Source organism: Chryseobacterium limigenitum, from assembly GCF_900114875.1.
In the GTDB taxonomy this organism is placed as follows: Bacteria; Bacteroidota; Bacteroidia; order Flavobacteriales; family Weeksellaceae; genus Chryseobacterium; species Chryseobacterium limigenitum.
Window position 1 is genome coordinate 66,521 of record NZ_FPKW01000011.1, and the last position, 17,325, is coordinate 83,845.

The following is a 17,325-nucleotide window of genomic DNA, read 5'->3' on the forward strand; positions in this document are numbered from 1 at the left end:
TTCAAAAATAAAAAACCTTACTGAAATTCAATAAGGCTTTAGCTATTATTTAGGCTTAAATTTAATTATTATTCTTCACTAAAATCCATCCTGTGAATGACCGCCCGTCCGGAAGTGTGATGACATACCAGTAACTCGATGTCGGGATCGCTCTTCCTAAAATTGTACCGTCCCAGATAATTTGGGTATTGGTATTCTGTTCGAAAATCAAAGCCTGATAACGGTCGAATACTTTTACATTGGTCATTTTATTTCCGAAAACATGGAGATTTTTTATGATCCATTTATCATTAAGACCGTCTCCGTTTGGTGTAATGGCATTTTTAATATCTAAAATTACTCCATCTTGTTTTACAATACACTCTCCGTCTACATATTTTACATAAAAAGTAGTGATTCCTGTCGGTAAATTATAGAATGTATTACTCAACTGCCATGTAATTCCGTCTATAGAATACAATATTGTTTTTGAACCTGTAGCGTAAACCGTACAGTTATTTCCGTTAATATCGAGTTTTTGAATCACTGGAACATCGTAATATTTTAATTCAAAAGTACCCGTGTAAGAACATCCGTTATCTGCTGTAACTGTAAGAGTATAAGTTCCGATTACGGTAACTCCTGTAATGGTATCCGTATTTGAAACAATCTGTCCGTTTGGATCGGTCCAGACATAGCTTACAATGTTAAATACTTCGACATGAACGGTATACGTTAGTGACCCGTCCTGACAAATATATTGTTTCGGAATATTGAAAATCGGAGTTGACTTTAAAGATAAATGTATCTCCACTCTTTCAGGACAAGATCCGGGAACACTTACTTTTACATAAATTGTATTTGATCCCGTATTTTGATTGAACGAATAATTGGAAGGCGCTGTAATAACATTTGTATTAGCATTAATGTCCGCCAAAGAAGGATAGTAAGTAAAGGTTGCGTTACCTCCTGTATAAATCTGCTGCTCAAATTGAGTTAAATTAACATTTTCTATCCCGTCATTTCCTGTATCACAAACATTATTAAGATTAAACGGACCTGCATTTTGAAGAACAACTTTAGATCCAAATATAAAACTGACACTTGCAACATCATCACAAACTGCCATATTCTGTACTTTCACCCAGATCTGAGTTGGGAACGGATTTGCCGTGAAATTTTGTGGATTCGCAATAGGATTTATCCCGTTTTGCGCATTTTGTTCCGTTAAATAAAAACTAAATACATTGGCCGGATTCTGAATATCAACCATTAAATTCGTAAAATTCAGCAAATTCACTTCATAAGAGCCATCCAGATTTTCGTCACAAACCGTTAGAGTTGAGTTAATCGCCTTTGGAGGGAAATAAGTCTTCAACTGAATTGGTGCTACAGAATAACATCCTGTAGTATTTGACTGAAATCTCGCCCAAACCTCTACTGATGAAACACTCGTTGTAATTGTATTGCCTATCTGCGTTCCTGCAGCCCCTGCATTGGCTTCGGCAGCCGTATTGTAATACGTGATCGTCATATCAGAAAGCGGTTGCGTATTTTGGGAAGCCACAAACAACTGCGGAATAGCATCATTCAACTGAAAAGTTTCACTTAAATTAAAATCTTCATCACATTTCTCTAAAAGTGCATTCTGAAGAACAACAGGCGGTAAAAATGTCATCTGAATATTTAATTGAGCCGCAGAAAAACATTCGCTGCTGTTAAATTTAACCTTAACATAAACCGTTGCATTTCCCGGAACGCTATACTGACTCGGATTGGTAATTTCGCCCGAAAAAATATGCGTCGTAGGATCGTAAGATGTATAATACGTAAAAACAACATCATTGCCGCTGTAAATTTGTGACTGTGCCTGAATTAAATTATAAATTTCCGCACCGTCATTATTATTATCACAAATATTGTTTAGCGAAATCGTAACCGGAGAATTAACCACCGGAGTTGAGTTTAAACTTAAATTGACAGGATAAATCTGCACACAATTATAAGAAGTTATTTTCACAAAAACCTGCTGATTTCCTGTAAGCGTAATGTTGGTTACAGGATTATTTCCGTTTTGCGCATCAGCCTGACTAAGATAAAATAATGTCGTAGCATTCTGATTTCCAATGATCGAAGCACTGAACTGAGATAACAATACCATTTCAGAATTATCATTATTAAAATCACACACAGAAAAACTTGACTGAACAGCCACAGGATGAACCAAATGCACATTCAGAGGTCTTACCGTATAACAGATATCAGATTGTTCAAAACGGACAAAATAGGTTTGAGTTACAAAATTTCCATCAGTCGTAATGGTTTGATTTGGACTGATTGCCCCTACGCCCAATTCCGCACTCACAGAATCAGGATAAAACTCAGTTACAGGAACTGTTGTCGGAGAAATCAGCATTCCGGCGGATAAAGCATTGAGATCTACCGTGATATTATCCGTTCCGTTGAAACAGATATATTCATGTTTTTCATTGACTTCAATTTTAGTAAAAGTCACATTCATATTCACTAAAACAACTGCAAAACAGCCATTCGGAATATCAACTCTTATAAAAACCTGATACTGACCTTCTTTTATTAATGTTAAAGCAGTTCCAATGTTTGTATATGCCTCGTTATATGTTGAATATGCTGTAAAAACAGCGCCCGTTTGTGTTGTAATTAAAGGCCCTATAATTAATGCAAAATCAAAAGGTTCCTGATTATCTGCATTAATATCACAGATCGTATAAGGAAACGCAAGCGGAGAATTGACATTTGCGCCGGGCCTAAACTGAAAATGAACCGGACCTAAAATATATGTACATGTTCCATCCTGAAGCCTTACCCAAATATTGGTATTCGTCGTAATATTTGCTGTCGTTATGCTGTTGATATTATTTTGAGCATCCGATTGGGTTGCAAAGTATGAAATACCCGTAGTTCCCGGAGGGAAAAGTTCAATATTAAGAAAAGAAAGATCATAGTTTTGCTCTACACCATTGTTATTGGTATCGCAGAGTACAACTGTAGATTTCAGCAGGTTTTTCGAGGCAAAATTAAGTGTTAAAACAGCCACTCTAAAACATGTCGGATTACCCGGATTCTGAATTCTTACATATAAAACCGTATTGGCATTCAAAGCATATGCGTTGGGCAAAGCGTTCTGATTATTTTGGGCGTCCAGCAATGTCGAATGAAAACTAAAGTTAAAGTTAGCAGGATTCTGAGAAGTAAGATTTGACTGAAAACCATTCAGATTTAGATTAACCGGAGTATTTCCACAAAAATTTTGCGTATAATTCTTCGCAACCGGATAAGTGGGATCAAAAGTGATCTCAAAATCATCCGTCAAAATAAGCGTACTGTTTCCACAAATATTAAACAAAACATTGGCTGTGTAAACTTCATTCTGTGTCGGACAAATAGTAGCCTGCACGCCTGTAGCAACGGTCTGTCCCGCAGCATTTGTCCATGTTACCTGTGGCGGAATAACATTTCCAACCGGATTAAATTTCCAGCCTTCCTGCAACGCCTGCCAAACTCCCGTATTCCTTGATGCAGGAGAAACGCCGACTGTTCCGTCACTGTTAATAACTCCAATCAATGCATTTTCAAACTTTCGGGTTGGGCATGGCGTTAATTTTTTATCAACAAAAACTTCAATCTCATTTGTTGTTTCATGAAGTACAATTTGTGAAGAAGAACGGTCTGTACAACCCGCTACTCTTCCTTCATAAAAATTAACGATAAATTTTCTGTAAGGTGCCGTGCCGATTACAGAATAAAATATTTCAGACTGGTCATTAGATGAAAAAACCATATCGTGATACACCCCAAAAATAGAACTTTTTGGAAGGCTCACACTAGGATTTTGCCATTGAACATTTGGATAATTGATCTTACCGAGCTGACTTTCATCAAAGGTGAGCACTCCGTTGGAACCCACAACTACAGCTTCAAAGTATTGATTGTAAAAACAGAATTTGAACGGAAGATCCAATTTTACAGCAAACAGATCATCATAATTAGCATTAAGCGCCGTTCCCTGATTCATTGCGATCGGCGGACTGTAGGATGCCGGACTTACCTGATAGTTTGTTGTTTCTTTCAACTCAGGATATTCCACATGCAGCGCTATACAACCATTGGCATCAAGGTCATTAGCACACGTTACGTTGAAATTTTCATTACCTACAGCATCTTTCACTTTGATGTTTACAGGCGCTTGAGAAAATGTAAGAACTCCAACGAATATGAGTAAAATATGTAAAATTTTCGTCATAGGTTAAAAATATTAATCACTAGGTCATGATAAATTTAACACTTTTAATGACAGAATATTCAAACATAATCATTTATTTGTATTAAATCAATACAAATAAAAGCTATCTATTTACCAAACAGCCTTTTAGCAAGAAAAAGTTAACAAAAAAACCTTACTTTTCTAGGTAAGGTTTAGTATTTTAAGTTAGTACGTCATCGTTCGTTTCCTCATGATCATCGCCATTATCACTTGTACTCCAATAGTTATTTTCTTCATCTTCGGAGCCTATCTCTTCCATCCCATCATCATCTTCAACTCCCGGAATATCAAGCCCTTTGTCAATACTTTCGTACTCCCCGTCTTCATTAAGAATGGGATTTCCGTCTCCATCCAACGAAATATGTTTTTCTCTTTTAAATAAATCTTCACTCGGATTATAATCCATCTGTTCCAATTTTCTGTTTTGCTCGTTGATGTTATCTTCAGGTATCATAATATTGTATTTAGTGTTGATTTAATAAAGACAAAAATGATTCCAACTTCAATGTTTTTTAGAAATATTTAAATCAAATTTTAATTTTAATTAAATATTGTAAACTTCAGGATTAGCGCAGTTCGGCATTTTCTCACCTTTAGTAAAAGCGATTATATTTTCTGCAGCTACTTTTGCCATCCCGTTTCTCGCTTCGATCGTTGCTGAGCCGATATGTGGCAATACGCAAACACTTGAAAGCTCTAAAATAGGATCATCCTTAGAAATAGGTTCCGGATTTGTAACATCTAAACCGGCTCCCCAAATCTGTTTTGAAATCAATGCTTCATACAGGTCTTTCTGATCATGAAAACCCCCTCTGGCTGTATTAATGAAAATAGAATCAGGCTTCATTTTTTCAAAAACCGAAGCATTGAAAAGGTCTTTCTGATCCGGAACAAAATTAGCGTGAATACTCAAAACATCCGATTGCTCAATTAATTCTTCGAAAGACACATAGGTTGCATTGAGTTCTTTTTCTGCTTCTTCATTGTGATGGCGATTGTGATAAATAATCTTCATATCAAAGGCTTTTTTACACTTTTCTGCCATTTCAAAACCTATTCTTCCCAACCCGAAAACGCCTAAAGTTTTTCCGTATAATTCCTGTCCCAAAGCATGTAAAGGATCAAAATCTCCCCAATTTCCATCTTTCACTTTCTGAAAATTAAAACTTGCTCTTCTCGCAACCGATTGCATTAATAAAAATGCAACATCAGAAGTAGCTCTGCTTAAAACATCCGGTGTATTTCCGATAGGAATATTTTTTTGTGAAGCTTCTTTAATATCAACATGGTCAAAACCAACAGAATACAAGGCAATTGCCTTTACATTTGGGCATTGCCCGAAAAAATCTCTGTCAAATTTGTTGTGTCCTACATTCAAAATAGCGTCGGCATTCTGGCAATATTTCAGCCATTCTTCGGGAGGCAAATTATCATGTGTCGGGAATATAACTTCTAATCCTGCTTCTTCCAGCATTTTAACTCCTATTTCCGGAATCCTTTTATTAATGAATACTTTCATTATTTATTTTGTAATTAATAGTTAAAACTGTTAAAATAGAAAACCCAAACCCAACTGAAAATGAGGCTTTTAAATTTATTATTTGAAATTATTTCTTCATATATCCATCTCGATTCGTTAAGAATAAATTTTCATCAGCAGTCTGAATTATTCTGCATTTTTTAGAATAGTATTAAAATCGAGTAATGATTTCAATGATTTAGTAACAAAATGATACAATTTTCATTCCGAAACACTATTAAATTTGGTTAATAATATTCATAAATCTCTCAATATTCCCTGAAAATCCACCCATAAAATAAATCAAAAAAACACAATGGCAAAACTTTAATTCAATATAATTATCACTAGATTTACTTTGTTTTTACATTAAAATCAAAAATTAAACAAAATTTATAAACATGCCGCAAAATATGATGATTAAAAAAAATGCTTTCATAAAAGGTACAGGTTCTTATGTACCTCCGAAAATATTGAAAAACGACTTTTTTGAAGCCATCGGCTCTTCTGATGAGTGGATCTATAAAAATCTAGGAATTAAGGAACGCAGAATTGCAGTGGGTGAAGTAACGAGCGATCTGGCATATAAAGCAGGTTTAGAAGCATTAAAAGAAGCTGATCTAAAACCGAAAGATATCGATTTAATTATTGTAGCAACTTCAACTCCGGACAGACAAGCTCCTTCAACAGCATGTTTTGTTCAGGAAAAAATGGGTGCTTACCAAGCCGTAGCATTTGATATTTCAGCAGTTTGCTCAGGAGGTTTATATGGCATTGCAATCGGTTGCCAATTCATAGAAACAGGAATGTACCAAAATGTTTTAATCATTGGAGCCGATACTTTTTCAACCATTACCGATTGGGAACGAAAGGATTCTGTCTTTTTCGGAGATGGTGCGGGAGCAATTTTACTGTCAGGAACGACCGAAGATAAAGGTTTCTTTGATTTTAAACTTCACGCAGACGGTCGTGGAAAATATCATTTTAATATTCCGGCCGGAGGTTCTGAAATGCCTGCATCAGAAGAAACTTTAAAGCAGAAACTTCATTATTTTCAGATGAACGGTAAGGAAGTTTTCAATACTGCAACCAAAGTTTTACCGGAAACAATTACTGAAATCCTTGAAGCGAATAAACTTTCAGCAGATGATGTGGATTGGGTAATTCCGCACCAGCCAAGCATCCGAATTCTTCAGGAAACTGCCAGAAAAGTGAATATCCCTTTTGAAAAAGTAATGACCAATATGGATAAATATGCCAATACTTCCGGCGGAACGATCCCAATCGTACTTGATGAAACCTATAAAAGCGGAAAAATACAACCAGGAAACATCCTTTTATTTGCTGCCGTAGGCTCTGGATGGACCTGGGGGACAGCTCTTTATAAAGCTTAAAATCAATATTTTATTTAAAATAATACATGAAAAATTATGCTGAACAATCAGACATTTCTTATAACAGGTATCGCGGATGAAAACTCCCTTGCCATGAAAACTGCAGAAAAAATCCTTGAAAATAATGGAAAAGTTGTGTGTGCCGGATTAGGAGCTACTCCTTTTCATAAAAACCTTTCTGAAAAAGCTCAAGCCTTTCTTGATAAAAACTATAATGACTTTCAAACGGCATGTCATAAAGTTTTGGGAGATCAGGTGTACACCGCTCCTTTAGACGTAACATTGCCGGAAAGTCTGGATTTTCTGGCGAAAGATCTTTATCAAAAAGATATTAAACTTAACGGTTTTCTTCATGCTATTGCAATGGATAAAACCATCAGACAAAAATCTGTAAAACCAATGCTGGAAGTTACTGTAGAAGAATTTAATGAAACGATGAACGTTTCAGCGTTTTCTTTGATCTCCTTATCTCAGGCTTTACTTTCGAACAATGTCCTTCAAAACGGAGCTTCTATTGTTTCGCTTAGCTACATTGCAGCAGAAAAAGTTTCATCTTTTCCTTACATTAATATCAGTATTGCTAAAGCTGCGCTTGAACGATTAACCATGGAAATTGCGCATGAATTAGGCAGAAAATACGGCATCCGTGCCAATGCGATCCGTTTTTCACCATATATGGGAAGCAAAGCCGGAAATGCAACGTTGAATCCTGAGGATGTTGAAAAAGCAAATCAAAAAAGTCCGCTAGGAAATGCTTTACCTGAAGATCTGGCGCACGAAATTGTACATCTTTTCAGAAAAGAAACAAGAATTACAGGAGAAATCCGCCATGTTGACGGAGGTTTCCATATTATGGGATAATTCTGTAGGTTATTAATGTTGGTTATCGCAAAGACGCTATTTTTCAATTTAATTACATATAATAAGGCGCAAGGATTTTATCTTCGATAAAATTGAAGACTTTAACATCACTGAAAATCTTTGATTTTCTAGCGCCTTAAAAAAAGTATTTTTTATTAATCTTTGCGTCTTAGCGTTTTCCCAACAATTACAGTTATTATTGATTGGTTTTGCCTAACATCGGAACAAATTTGTAAGCTCCAAATTCTTCTTTTTCAATCTCAGTGGGAGAAATTTTCGTAAATCTGTATAAAACCTGCTCATCAGTCGGACCTAACGGAATGATCATTTTTCCGCCAACTTTTAATTGTTTTAATAATTCCGTTGGTAAAACTGAGGCTCCACAAGTCACAATAATTTTGTCAAAAGGAGCAAAAGTCGGAAGTCCGGCAAAACCATCACCAAAACTCTGAAACTTTGGATATAAATTCATCTCTCTCAATTTTTTCTTAGAAAAATCGAACAGATCTTTTTGTCTTTCAACCGTATAGACCAAACCTTTCATGGCTATAAGTACAGCGGTCTGATAACCACATCCTGTCCCGATCTCCAACACTTTTTCGCCTGTTTTTAGCTGTAATAATTCAGATTGCTCTGCAACGGTTGAAGGATGCGAAATCGTCTGATGCGCCAAAATAGGAAAAGCACGATCTTCATAAGCGAAATCTTCAAAAATACTTTCAATAAAAAGGTGTCTCGGAACATCATTCATGGCCGAAAGTACATTCTCATCCGAAATTCCGATCTTGTGTCGAAGATATTCAACCAAAATCTTTCTTTTTCCTTTATGTACAAACGAATCTTGCGTCATTAGATGGTAATTATTGGGGGTTCTGGTGGTAGTTTGCACAAAAATAATAAAACAAATACTATTTATCAACCTAAAACCTATCATCTATTTCCGAATACCTAAAATCATTATATTTACAGAAATTTAATACAACTATGTTAAAAGCAGGTTTGGTAGGTGCCGGACATTTAGGAAAGATACATTTAAGACTTCTTAATCAGTCAGATAAGTATGAATTTGTAGGTTTCCATGATAAAGATGTAGAAAACGGAAAAAAATTAGAAGCAGAATTAGGTTATAAATATTTTGAAAATTTTGATGATCTTTTGGATCAGATCGAAATGCTGGATATTGTAACGCCAACAATTTATCATTACGATTATGCTTTAAAAGCGATTGATAAAGGACTTCATTTTTTTATCGAAAAACCTGTCACTCACACACTCGAACAAGCAGAAGAAATCCTTCAGAAATGTCGTGAAAATGGAATAAAAGCTCAGGTTGGCCATGTTGAAAGATACAATCCTGCTTTTATCGGAGCAAAAGATTACATTCAAAATCCAATGTTTATTGAAATCCACCGATTGGCAGAATTTAACCCTCGTGGAACGGATGTTTCTGTGGTTTTAGACTTAATGATTCACGATTTAGACATTTTATTAAGTGTTGTGAAATCTAAAGTTAAAAATATTCATGCCAGCGGTGTTTGTGTAGTAAGTAAAACACCGGATATTTCTAATGCCAGAATTGAGTTTGAAAACGGATGCGTTGCCAATCTTACGACTTCCAGAATTTCTATGAAAGCGATGAGAAAAAGCCGTTTCTTCCAGAAAGACGCTTATATTTCCGTTGATTTCTTAGAGAAAAAAGCAGAAGTTATCCGTATGAAAGATGCCCCTGAAAACCCTACTCCATTTGATATGATTATTGAAAATGCGGATGGTGAAAAGAACCAGATCTTATTTGAATATCCAAATATTCAGCCTAATAATGCGATCTTGGATGAATTAAATTCCTTCGCAGATGCTATTATAGAAGATAAAAATGTAGAAGTTTCTCTGGAAGACGGAACTGAAGCTTTAAAAGTGGCTTTGGAGATTATGAAATTAATTAGTTAAGAAAAAAAGCAATTTTGAAAATAAAACCAGCTCTATTTTCATTCTCAATATTAATTACAATTCTATCTTGTAATCAAACGAAAAATGGTTACGAGATAGATTGTAATTATGAAAAAAGACAGGCACAAAATGATTTTCATTATAAAAATTATACATGGACCCTATTTTCAGGTTTAGGTTATGACTATCTAGGTGAAAAAGAGTTTATACAGCTTTTACATCAAAAAAACATTAAAGCCAACAAAATTTCACTTTCCTGTATTCGTTATCTAAATGGTAAATATGAGAATTGTAGAGAAACAGAAATGAATAGGCTTATTGAGAACAAATTTGGCAAAAATTTCATCGATTCTTTAAAATATATTGCTAAACAACAATTTGTAAAAAATCATCCTGAAGAAGTTTTTTCTTACGAAGAATGTGATATGACCACAAGAATTCCCAATTCATCTTATGACAATCAATTCGATAAAATACAGAAAAATTATTTCTTTCAATATCCTCTTCCGAAAAACTACATCAACAAAACTAACCAAGAATTTTATTCCTCTACTTCTGCAAATTTCATTCTTACGAAAAATGGTGAAATTAAAGATTTATCAATAGAAAGTAGCTTTGAGAATAAAAAAAACAATATATTTGAAAAACAATTCAATCAACAATTGAAAAACTTCGTTTTACATACAAAATGGATTCCTGCTAAAATTAACGGCATCAATGTAGATTCTTACATGGAAGCAAATATCAGCTACAACTAAAAAAATCCTTATAAATATTTAAATCAAAACTATGAAAAGAGCCATCCTATTATCCGGTCTTTTATTGTCTCAATCTGGGACATCGCAGCTTTTAAAAACAAATGGTCAGAAAATCGTTAATGATAAAGGTGAAAATATTCAATTAAGAGGTCTCGGTTTAGGAGGATGGATGCTGCAGGAAGGATATATGCTGAAAACTGCTGATTTTGCCGGTCCGCAATACAAAATCAAAGAGAAAATCGCAGAATTGATCGGTGAAAAAGGAATGAATGATTTCTATAAAGCCTATTTAAAAAACGGAATCACAAAGCAGGATATTGATTTCCTGAAAAAGGCAGGATTTAATTCGATAAGACTTCCGATGCATTATAATTTGTACACTTTGCCGATTGAAAAAGAATCAGTAAAAGGTCAGAACACATGGCTGGAAGAAGGTTTTAAAATGACAGATAATCTTTTAAAATGGTGCGCAGATAATAAAATGTATTTAATTCTAGATCTTCATGCTGCACCGGGCGGACAGGGAAATGATGTGAATATTTCTGATAATGACAAATCAAAACCGTCACTTTGGGAAAGCGAAGAGAATCAGAAAAAAACAATCGCTCTTTGGAAAAAATTAGCAGAAAGATATAAAGACGAGCCTTGGATCGGCGGTTATGACTTAATTAATGAGCCCAACATTAATTTCACAGGAAAAAACCCGAACGGAACAGATGAAATGTCTAATGCTCCCCTTTGGAAATTACAAAAAGATATTACAGAAACCATTCGTCAGGTTGACAAAAAGCATATCATCTTTCTTGAAGGAAACGGATGGGGAAATAATTATAACGGATTAACTCCGATTTGGGACGATAATATGGCATTCAGTTTCCATAAATACTGGAATTATAATGATGACGCAACAATAAAAAATGCATTAGATCTCAGAGAAAAGCATAATATGCCAATCTGGCTGGGTGAAACAGGAGAAAATTCTAATGTCTGGTTTACAGAATTGATCCAGCTTTTGGACAAATACAACATCGGATATGCATTCTGGCCAATGAAAAAAATCGATAATATCGCAGGAATTACCAATGTAAAGATCACTCCGGATTATCAAAAACTATTGGATTACTGGACGAAAGGAGGTGAAAAACCAACGAAAGAATTCGCAACAAAAGCTTTAATGAAAATTGCTGACAATTATAAATTCACTAACACTGAAATTAAAAATGATGTGATTGATGCGATGTTCAGACAGACAACAGACGGATCTACAAAGCCGTTTAAAAACAATCAGGTTCCGGGAAGAATTTTTGCTTCGGATTATGATTTGGGAAGAATGGGCACGGCATATTTAGATAAAGATTTCATCAATCTTTGGGTAAGCGATCCTGCCAAAAGATCTGAATGGAATTCAGGAAATCAAATGAGAAATGACGGTGTTGATATTTATCAATGTAAAGACAAAATCACCAATCAATATTACGTTGGAAAAACAGAATCGGGAGAATGGCTGCAATACACCATCAATGTAAAAGCCGATAAAAGCTATAGTTTTGACATCAGATATTCAAGTAATAACAATGGTAAAATCAGAATTGAGGATACTTCAGGAAAGCAGCTGGCAACCTTTTCTTTAAATTCTACAGGCGGAAATGAAACATGGAAAACCGTCTCTGCTACAGGCATTAACCTTAAAAAAGGAGAAAATAAGATCAGAATAATTTTTGAAAACGACGGAGTTAATCTTAATTATTTTGAAATAAAATAATAATTGTCTTAAATTGCAAATCCCTTTTAATTTCTAAAAGGGATTTTTTAATACCAAATATTATGAAAAAAATCAAATTTCTTTTTCTTTTGATTTCGGCGTTTACGTTCGCTCAGCAATCAGTTTTAGAAAAGAAGATCAACTCAATCATTAAAGACAAAAAAGCAACGGTAGCCGTTTCAGTTTTAGGATTTGAAAATGGTTTTAAATACAATAAAAATGGCGAGAAAAAACTTCCGATGCAAAGTGTTTTTAAGTTTCATATTGCGGCGGCTGTTTTAGATCTTGTTGATAAAGGGAAACTGTCTTTAGATAAGAAAATTTTACTGGATAAATCAAATTTATTAGAAAATACATGGTCGCCTCTTCGCGATAAATATAAAGACAAAAATGCGGAAGTTCCGTTAAGCGAAATTATTGATCAGACCGTTGCTATGAGCGATAATAATGGTTGTGATATTCTTTTAAAATTAATTGGAGGTACGCAAACTGTTCAAAAATTCATGGATTCTAAAGGCGTAAAAGGTTTTCAGATAAAATTTAATGAAGAAGAGATGCATAAAGATTGGCAGGCACAGTATGAAAATTACAGCACGACCAATTCTGCGGTTCAGGTTCTGAAAAAATTCTATGACGGAAAATTACTTTCTAAAAAATCTACAGACTATCTGATGAAAGTAATGCTCGGAACAAAAACAGGATTGAATAAAATGGTAGAACAATTGCCAAAAAACACTCCTGTAGCCCGCAAAACGGGATCTTCCGGAAAGAATAAAGACGGACTTACAGGTGCCGAAAATGAAATAGGAATTGTAACTTTACCCAACGGAAAACATTACGCAATTGCCTTATTTGTAAGCAATTCTACAGAAACCGATGCCGTAAACTGCAAGATTATTTCTGATATTTCTAAAAGTGTTTGGGATCATTTTAATAAGTAAATTTTAAAGCTTATTTTTAAACCGTTTTTAAAGTGAGTTTAAACATTCAAAATGGTCATTGAAAATTTCTACGAAATAACAAAGGCACGTTAATTGAGTTTTACTTTATCAAATAAAAAAATCAATATGAAAAAAATATTATTAATTGCAGGAATATTTAGTTTTTCATTCTTTTGGGCACAGAAAAGTGAAAACTATTTACAGATAAGATACGGAAGCATTTGTTGCGGTACTCCATCAACAGATCCTGTAATGAATTATGTAAAACAATTTCAGAAAAAAAATAAAATTAAAAATCTGGAGATTTACAAACAAAGCGGGCTGGGAAGAGAAGGTGAATTCCATTTATATATCGGAACTGACAGCTTTTCAAAAAAACAGGCTCTTGCTTTTACAAAAGGTCTGCAATCTGCCATTGAAACTCAAAATAACGCAAGAAAGAAGAATCATGACGGAACGGTAGGTTTTGATGAAACACAAACTGTAAAAAAAACCGACTTATCCAACGCAAGAAATTTAACTATCTATAAAAAATAATTTAAGGAAAATGATCAAAAACATCGTAGTTATCGGAGCCGGAACCATGGGAAATGGTATTGCACATACTTTCGCTCAAAGCGGTTTTAAAGTAAATTTAGTAGACGTATCTCAGGATGCTTTGGACAGAGGTTTAAAAACTATTACAACCAATCTTGACAGAATCATCGCTAAAGGTAACCTTACTGAAGGGCAAAAAGCAGAAACTTTAGGTAACATAACTACTTTCACGGAACTTAAAAATGCTGCAACAGAAGCAGATCTAATTGTAGAAGCTGCAACAGAAAATCAGGAATTAAAGTTAAAAATATTCGCTCAAATGGACGAATTGGCTCCTGAAAACTGTATTCTGGCAACCAATACTTCTTCAATTTCTATCACTAAAATCGCTGCTGCTACAAAAAGAGCCGATAAAGTGATCGGAATGCACTTTATGAATCCCGTTCCAATCATGAAATTGGTTGAAATTATTAAAGGATATTCCACTTCTAAAGAAACTTTTGATATCATTTATGATATGAGTAAAACGTTAGGAAAAGTGCCTGTAGAGGTTAACGATTACCCGGGTTTTGTGGCAAACAGAATTTTGATGCCGATGATCAACGAATCTATCGAAACACTTTACAACGGCGTTGCTGGTGTTGAGGAGATTGATACCGTAATGAAATTAGGTATGGCTCATCCGATGGGACCTCTTCAATTGGCAGATTTCATCGGTCTTGATGTTTGTTTAGCTATTTTAAATGTAATGTACGACGGTTTCAAAAATCCTAAATACGCTCCAAATCCATTGTTGGTAAACATGGTAATGGCCGGAAAATTAGGCGTGAAATCCGGAGAAGGTTTCTACGACTATTCTGAAAGCAAAAAGGCAGAAAAAGTTGCTAAGATGTTTGCAAAATAAAAAGGTGAATGAGTGAATTGTCAATTCTGAATTTTTAAAATTGACATGAAATAATTCGGTTAGAAGAAAAATTGACTTGTATTGCAAAATTCACTATTTTTCTTCGATGAAATTTAAAGAGAAACATATTCAGATATCAATGGTCATCATTACTTTAGTGATGACCATTTTCCGTTTTTTACTGAATGAAAAAGGCCGTCTAAATCCGGATTCAATAAGATACATGAGAGCGGCTCATGTTTTTCCGATAATTGATAATACCACAACGCCGTTAGGATATCCTTTAAGCATTAAATTTTTCACCTTTTTCGGGTTTGATGAATTTTGGAGTAGTAAAGTCGTAGGTATTTTAGCATTTCTTTTTATCATTTGTTTTGCTTGGAAAAAGAAATTTTATTTCAGAGAAACGATTATTTTAAGTGCTTTATTCAGTTTTCTTTCGATCTACTCGTATACGATGAGTGAAGAGCTAATTCTGCCTTTTGTATTTCTTTTTTTATACACAGCAATGCTTGTTATTATAGGAAAATTAGAAAAATGGAAAGCTGTTTTTTACCTTTCATTGGCTTTAATCGCTCTTTATAACATACGGTACAGCGCCCTGTTTATCATCGCAGGAACCGGACTTTACGGACTTATTTTCTGGAAAAGAAAATACTCCTTCTCTTTTATAATCTCTGCTGCAATAAGCTGTGTTTTCATTGTTTTATATAAATTTCTCTTTATTGATTATTTTAATGCAGATTATGTAAAAACATTTTTAGAAATGGGGCTCCACCCTACTTCTCAGCTGTTGGTTGAGTTATTCCAAGGGTTATGTACAACATTTAATCCGTTTATTCACATTGCAAATCCGGGAGGAGGAAAAATTAATTATATTATTTACGGAATTGGTTTTGTTAATATTCTTCTGATCATCTGCTTATTTGTAAAAAAGAAGCTTTCAGATCCTGAATTTTTCTATGTTTTTGTGAGTGTTATTGGAATTATATGTTCTTATTTTATCCAATATTTTTATTCTGTAAATCCGATAGATTACAGATTAATGGCTCCTTTCAGTTTACCGATCTGGATTGTTTATTTCAGGAAATTATTCCAGATATTTAATCTTAAAGTGTATGTTATTGGAGCTTTAAGTTTACTTTCAGGTGCAGCATTTACATGGCTTTCAAAAGGAAATTATCTTGAAAACAGAAAAGAAATTACCCAATTTTTACAGTCTGAAAAGTTAGACAAAGTTCCTTTACAGTTTTTTATTATCGAAGAAAAAGATTTAGAAAAGATACAGGTTGCGGAATTAATAAGTACCATAAACCCTCAGGTAAGCCTTACTTTTAAACCTGAAGATACTTTAAAAAGAACAACCCTTACACGCTATAAAGTTTTGCAAAAAATTAAGATCGACAAGAACAAGTATCAATAATTTTATTATCTTTGGTTAAAGTTAAAACATTAAAAAAATGAAGTTACCAAAGTTTTTATTAGCAGATAATTCGGAATTTCCTGAAGATTTATTCGTAGTTCATACAGAATATCCAAGATTTATCTTAAACGTTGAGGAAGAAGAAGTTGAGTGGTTAGATGATTTGGAAGGGGATGATGAAGAAACTATGGCAGATGAGGCTACTAAAGTGGTAGAAGCTGCATTCAAATGGTGTGATGAGGAGTTGGCTAAGTACGACGAAGAAGAGGAAGAATAAGAAATATCTAAACATAAAAAAAGGAACTCAAATTGAGTTCCTTTTTATTTATTCTGCTTTATTGAATTTCAATAATAAAAGATTGTCTTTATATAATTCTAAGGTATTTCCGGAAACCACATATTTATTAGCCTTTCCTACCATATCCATAAAATTCTGCTCTACGCTCATATTATCGCATGCCATTCTTGTAGAGCCCATTTGCCCGGCAGAAAAACTACCTGTAACTATATCTACTTTTGCAGTTCCGAAATAATTATTACATCCTGCATTTCCATTGATTTTTTCGCCTTCGATGTTTAAAGTCGGAACTTTTCCTTTTACATTATCTGCCAATGTCCATTTTGTATTTGCCAGTGAAGGCTGAGATTTTCCTACTTTAGAAGCAGATGGACTAGACATTGTACCACACGATGCCAAAACCGCTGCTGCACATATACTTAAAAAAAGATTTTTCATTTTTTTCTTTTTTGATTTAATCAAATTTACGGAAATTATATTATTTAAACGGGTTTCAGAGGTTTTTATTGTTTCGTTAAACACAAATTTTACTAATATTTTTTCGTAAAAACCATCCAATAATCAAATATAATTGTACATCTTTCCATTTAATCACATTATAAAAAATTAGCTTAAATTCCTATGAAATTACATTTGTTTAAAAAACAAAAAAAACGGACTAAAAAAAGTCCGTTCTAAAATATATAATTTTTAATGTTG

The 17,325-nt window shown here is 34.0% G+C and carries 15 protein-coding genes; 10 read left to right on the forward strand and 5 right to left on the reverse strand.

What is annotated here, in order from left to right; all coding sequences use genetic code 11:
• Positions 1-61 precede the first annotated feature (61 nt).
• The 3 genes from BT156_RS13890 to BT156_RS13900 form a co-directional block, all read right to left on the reverse strand.
• A complete protein-coding gene (locus BT156_RS13890; protein WP_072410891.1) occupies positions 62-4,261 on the reverse strand; it encodes a T9SS type B sorting domain-containing protein in 4,200 nt (1,399 codons plus the stop codon).
• Positions 4,262-4,442: 181 nt separating this feature from the next.
• Positions 4,443-4,736 (reverse strand): hypothetical protein, encoded by a 294-nt coding sequence (locus tag BT156_RS13895; RefSeq protein ID WP_072410893.1) that lies wholly within the window; start codon positions 4,734-4,736, stop codon positions 4,443-4,445.
• A 90-nt stretch (positions 4,737-4,826) separates the two neighbouring features.
• Positions 4,827-5,801, reverse strand: a complete 975-nt coding sequence (locus tag BT156_RS13900) for a 2-hydroxyacid dehydrogenase (RefSeq protein ID WP_072410895.1) — start codon at positions 5,799-5,801, stop codon at positions 4,827-4,829.
• 413 nt (positions 5,802-6,214) lie between these two features.
• Here BT156_RS13900 and BT156_RS13905 point away from each other — a divergent pair, with 413 nt between their 5' ends.
• On the forward strand, positions 6,215-7,195 hold the full coding sequence (locus tag BT156_RS13905) for a 3-oxoacyl-ACP synthase III family protein (RefSeq protein WP_228430139.1): 981 nt from the start codon (positions 6,215-6,217) through the stop codon (positions 7,193-7,195).
• A gap of 36 nt (positions 7,196-7,231) precedes the next feature.
• Positions 7,232-8,056 (forward strand): SDR family oxidoreductase, encoded by an 825-nt coding sequence (locus tag BT156_RS13910; RefSeq protein WP_072410899.1) that lies wholly within the window; start codon positions 7,232-7,234, stop codon positions 8,054-8,056.
• A 196-nt stretch (positions 8,057-8,252) separates the two neighbouring features.
• Here BT156_RS13910 and BT156_RS13915 read toward each other — a convergent pair whose 3' ends face one another.
• Positions 8,253-8,906, reverse strand: coding sequence for a protein-L-isoaspartate(D-aspartate) O-methyltransferase (locus BT156_RS13915; RefSeq protein WP_072410901.1), 654 nt, complete (start codon positions 8,904-8,906; stop codon positions 8,253-8,255).
• Positions 8,907-9,040: 134 nt separating this feature from the next.
• On the opposite strand from BT156_RS13915, the gene BT156_RS13920 reads away from it, so the two are divergent.
• From BT156_RS13920 to BT156_RS13955, 8 genes are all read left to right on the forward strand, one after another.
• Positions 9,041-10,003, forward strand: coding sequence for a Gfo/Idh/MocA family protein (locus BT156_RS13920; protein ID WP_072410904.1), 963 nt, complete (start codon positions 9,041-9,043; stop codon positions 10,001-10,003).
• 14 nt (positions 10,004-10,017) lie between these two features.
• On the forward strand, positions 10,018-10,761 hold the full coding sequence (locus BT156_RS13925) for a hypothetical protein (RefSeq protein ID WP_072410906.1): 744 nt from the start codon (positions 10,018-10,020) through the stop codon (positions 10,759-10,761).
• 31 nt (positions 10,762-10,792) lie between these two features.
• Positions 10,793-12,523, forward strand: a complete 1,731-nt coding sequence (locus tag BT156_RS13930) for a cellulase family glycosylhydrolase (RefSeq protein ID WP_072410908.1) — start codon at positions 10,793-10,795, stop codon at positions 12,521-12,523.
• A 62-nt stretch (positions 12,524-12,585) separates the two neighbouring features.
• Positions 12,586-13,464 carry a CGA/CIA family class A beta-lactamase gene (bla-A, locus tag BT156_RS13935; RefSeq protein ID WP_072410910.1) on the forward strand — a complete coding sequence of 293 codons (879 nt, stop codon included), beginning with the start codon at positions 12,586-12,588 and terminating at the stop codon, positions 13,462-13,464.
• 126 nt (positions 13,465-13,590) lie between these two features.
• Positions 13,591-14,001 (forward strand): hypothetical protein, encoded by a 411-nt coding sequence (locus tag BT156_RS13940; protein WP_072410912.1) that lies wholly within the window; start codon positions 13,591-13,593, stop codon positions 13,999-14,001.
• A gap of 13 nt (positions 14,002-14,014) precedes the next feature.
• Positions 14,015-14,905: a 3-hydroxybutyryl-CoA dehydrogenase gene (locus BT156_RS13945; RefSeq protein ID WP_170857321.1), complete on the forward strand. Its 891-nt coding sequence runs from the start codon at positions 14,015-14,017 to the stop codon at positions 14,903-14,905.
• 106 nt (positions 14,906-15,011) lie between these two features.
• A complete protein-coding gene (locus BT156_RS13950) occupies positions 15,012-16,328 on the forward strand; it encodes a hypothetical protein (protein ID WP_072410917.1) in 1,317 nt (438 codons plus the stop codon).
• Between the two features lie 37 nt (positions 16,329-16,365).
• Positions 16,366-16,605: a hypothetical protein gene (locus BT156_RS13955; RefSeq protein WP_007845674.1), complete on the forward strand. Its 240-nt coding sequence runs from the start codon at positions 16,366-16,368 to the stop codon at positions 16,603-16,605.
• A gap of 48 nt (positions 16,606-16,653) precedes the next feature.
• On the opposite strand, the gene BT156_RS13960 is transcribed toward BT156_RS13955, so the two are convergent.
• The gene (locus BT156_RS13960; protein WP_072410992.1) at positions 16,654-17,064 is read right to left on the reverse strand and encodes an META domain-containing protein; all 411 of its coding nucleotides are present in this window, start codon (positions 17,062-17,064) and stop codon (positions 16,654-16,656) included.
• Positions 17,065-17,325 lie beyond the last annotated feature (261 nt).

Excerpts from the sequence above, each read along its gene's own strand:
- BT156_RS13890 (WP_072410891.1), bottom strand. The coding sequence starts at position 4,261 with ATGACGAAAATTTTACATATTTTACTCATATTCGTTGGAGTTCTTACA.
- BT156_RS13895 (WP_072410893.1), bottom strand. The coding sequence starts at position 4,736 with ATGATACCTGAAGATAACATCAACGAGCAAAACAGAAAATTGGAACAG.
- BT156_RS13900 (WP_072410895.1), bottom strand. The coding sequence starts at position 5,801 with ATGAAAGTATTCATTAATAAAAGGATTCCGGAAATAGGAGTTAAAATG.
- BT156_RS13905 (WP_228430139.1), top strand. The coding sequence starts at position 6,215 with ATGATGATTAAAAAAAATGCTTTCATAAAAGGTACAGGTTCTTATGTA.
- BT156_RS13910 (WP_072410899.1), top strand. The coding sequence starts at position 7,232 with ATGCTGAACAATCAGACATTTCTTATAACAGGTATCGCGGATGAAAAC.
- BT156_RS13915 (WP_072410901.1), bottom strand. The coding sequence starts at position 8,906 with ATGACGCAAGATTCGTTTGTACATAAAGGAAAAAGAAAGATTTTGGTT.
- BT156_RS13920 (WP_072410904.1), top strand. The coding sequence starts at position 9,041 with ATGTTAAAAGCAGGTTTGGTAGGTGCCGGACATTTAGGAAAGATACAT.
- BT156_RS13930 (WP_072410908.1), top strand. The coding sequence starts at position 10,793 with ATGAAAAGAGCCATCCTATTATCCGGTCTTTTATTGTCTCAATCTGGG.
- bla-A (WP_072410910.1), top strand. The coding sequence starts at position 12,586 with ATGAAAAAAATCAAATTTCTTTTTCTTTTGATTTCGGCGTTTACGTTC.
- BT156_RS13940 (WP_072410912.1), top strand. The coding sequence starts at position 13,591 with ATGAAAAAAATATTATTAATTGCAGGAATATTTAGTTTTTCATTCTTT.
- BT156_RS13950 (WP_072410917.1), top strand. The coding sequence starts at position 15,012 with ATGAAATTTAAAGAGAAACATATTCAGATATCAATGGTCATCATTACT.
- BT156_RS13955 (WP_007845674.1), top strand. The coding sequence starts at position 16,366 with ATGAAGTTACCAAAGTTTTTATTAGCAGATAATTCGGAATTTCCTGAA.
- BT156_RS13960 (WP_072410992.1), bottom strand. The coding sequence starts at position 17,064 with ATGAAAAATCTTTTTTTAAGTATATGTGCAGCAGCGGTTTTGGCATCG.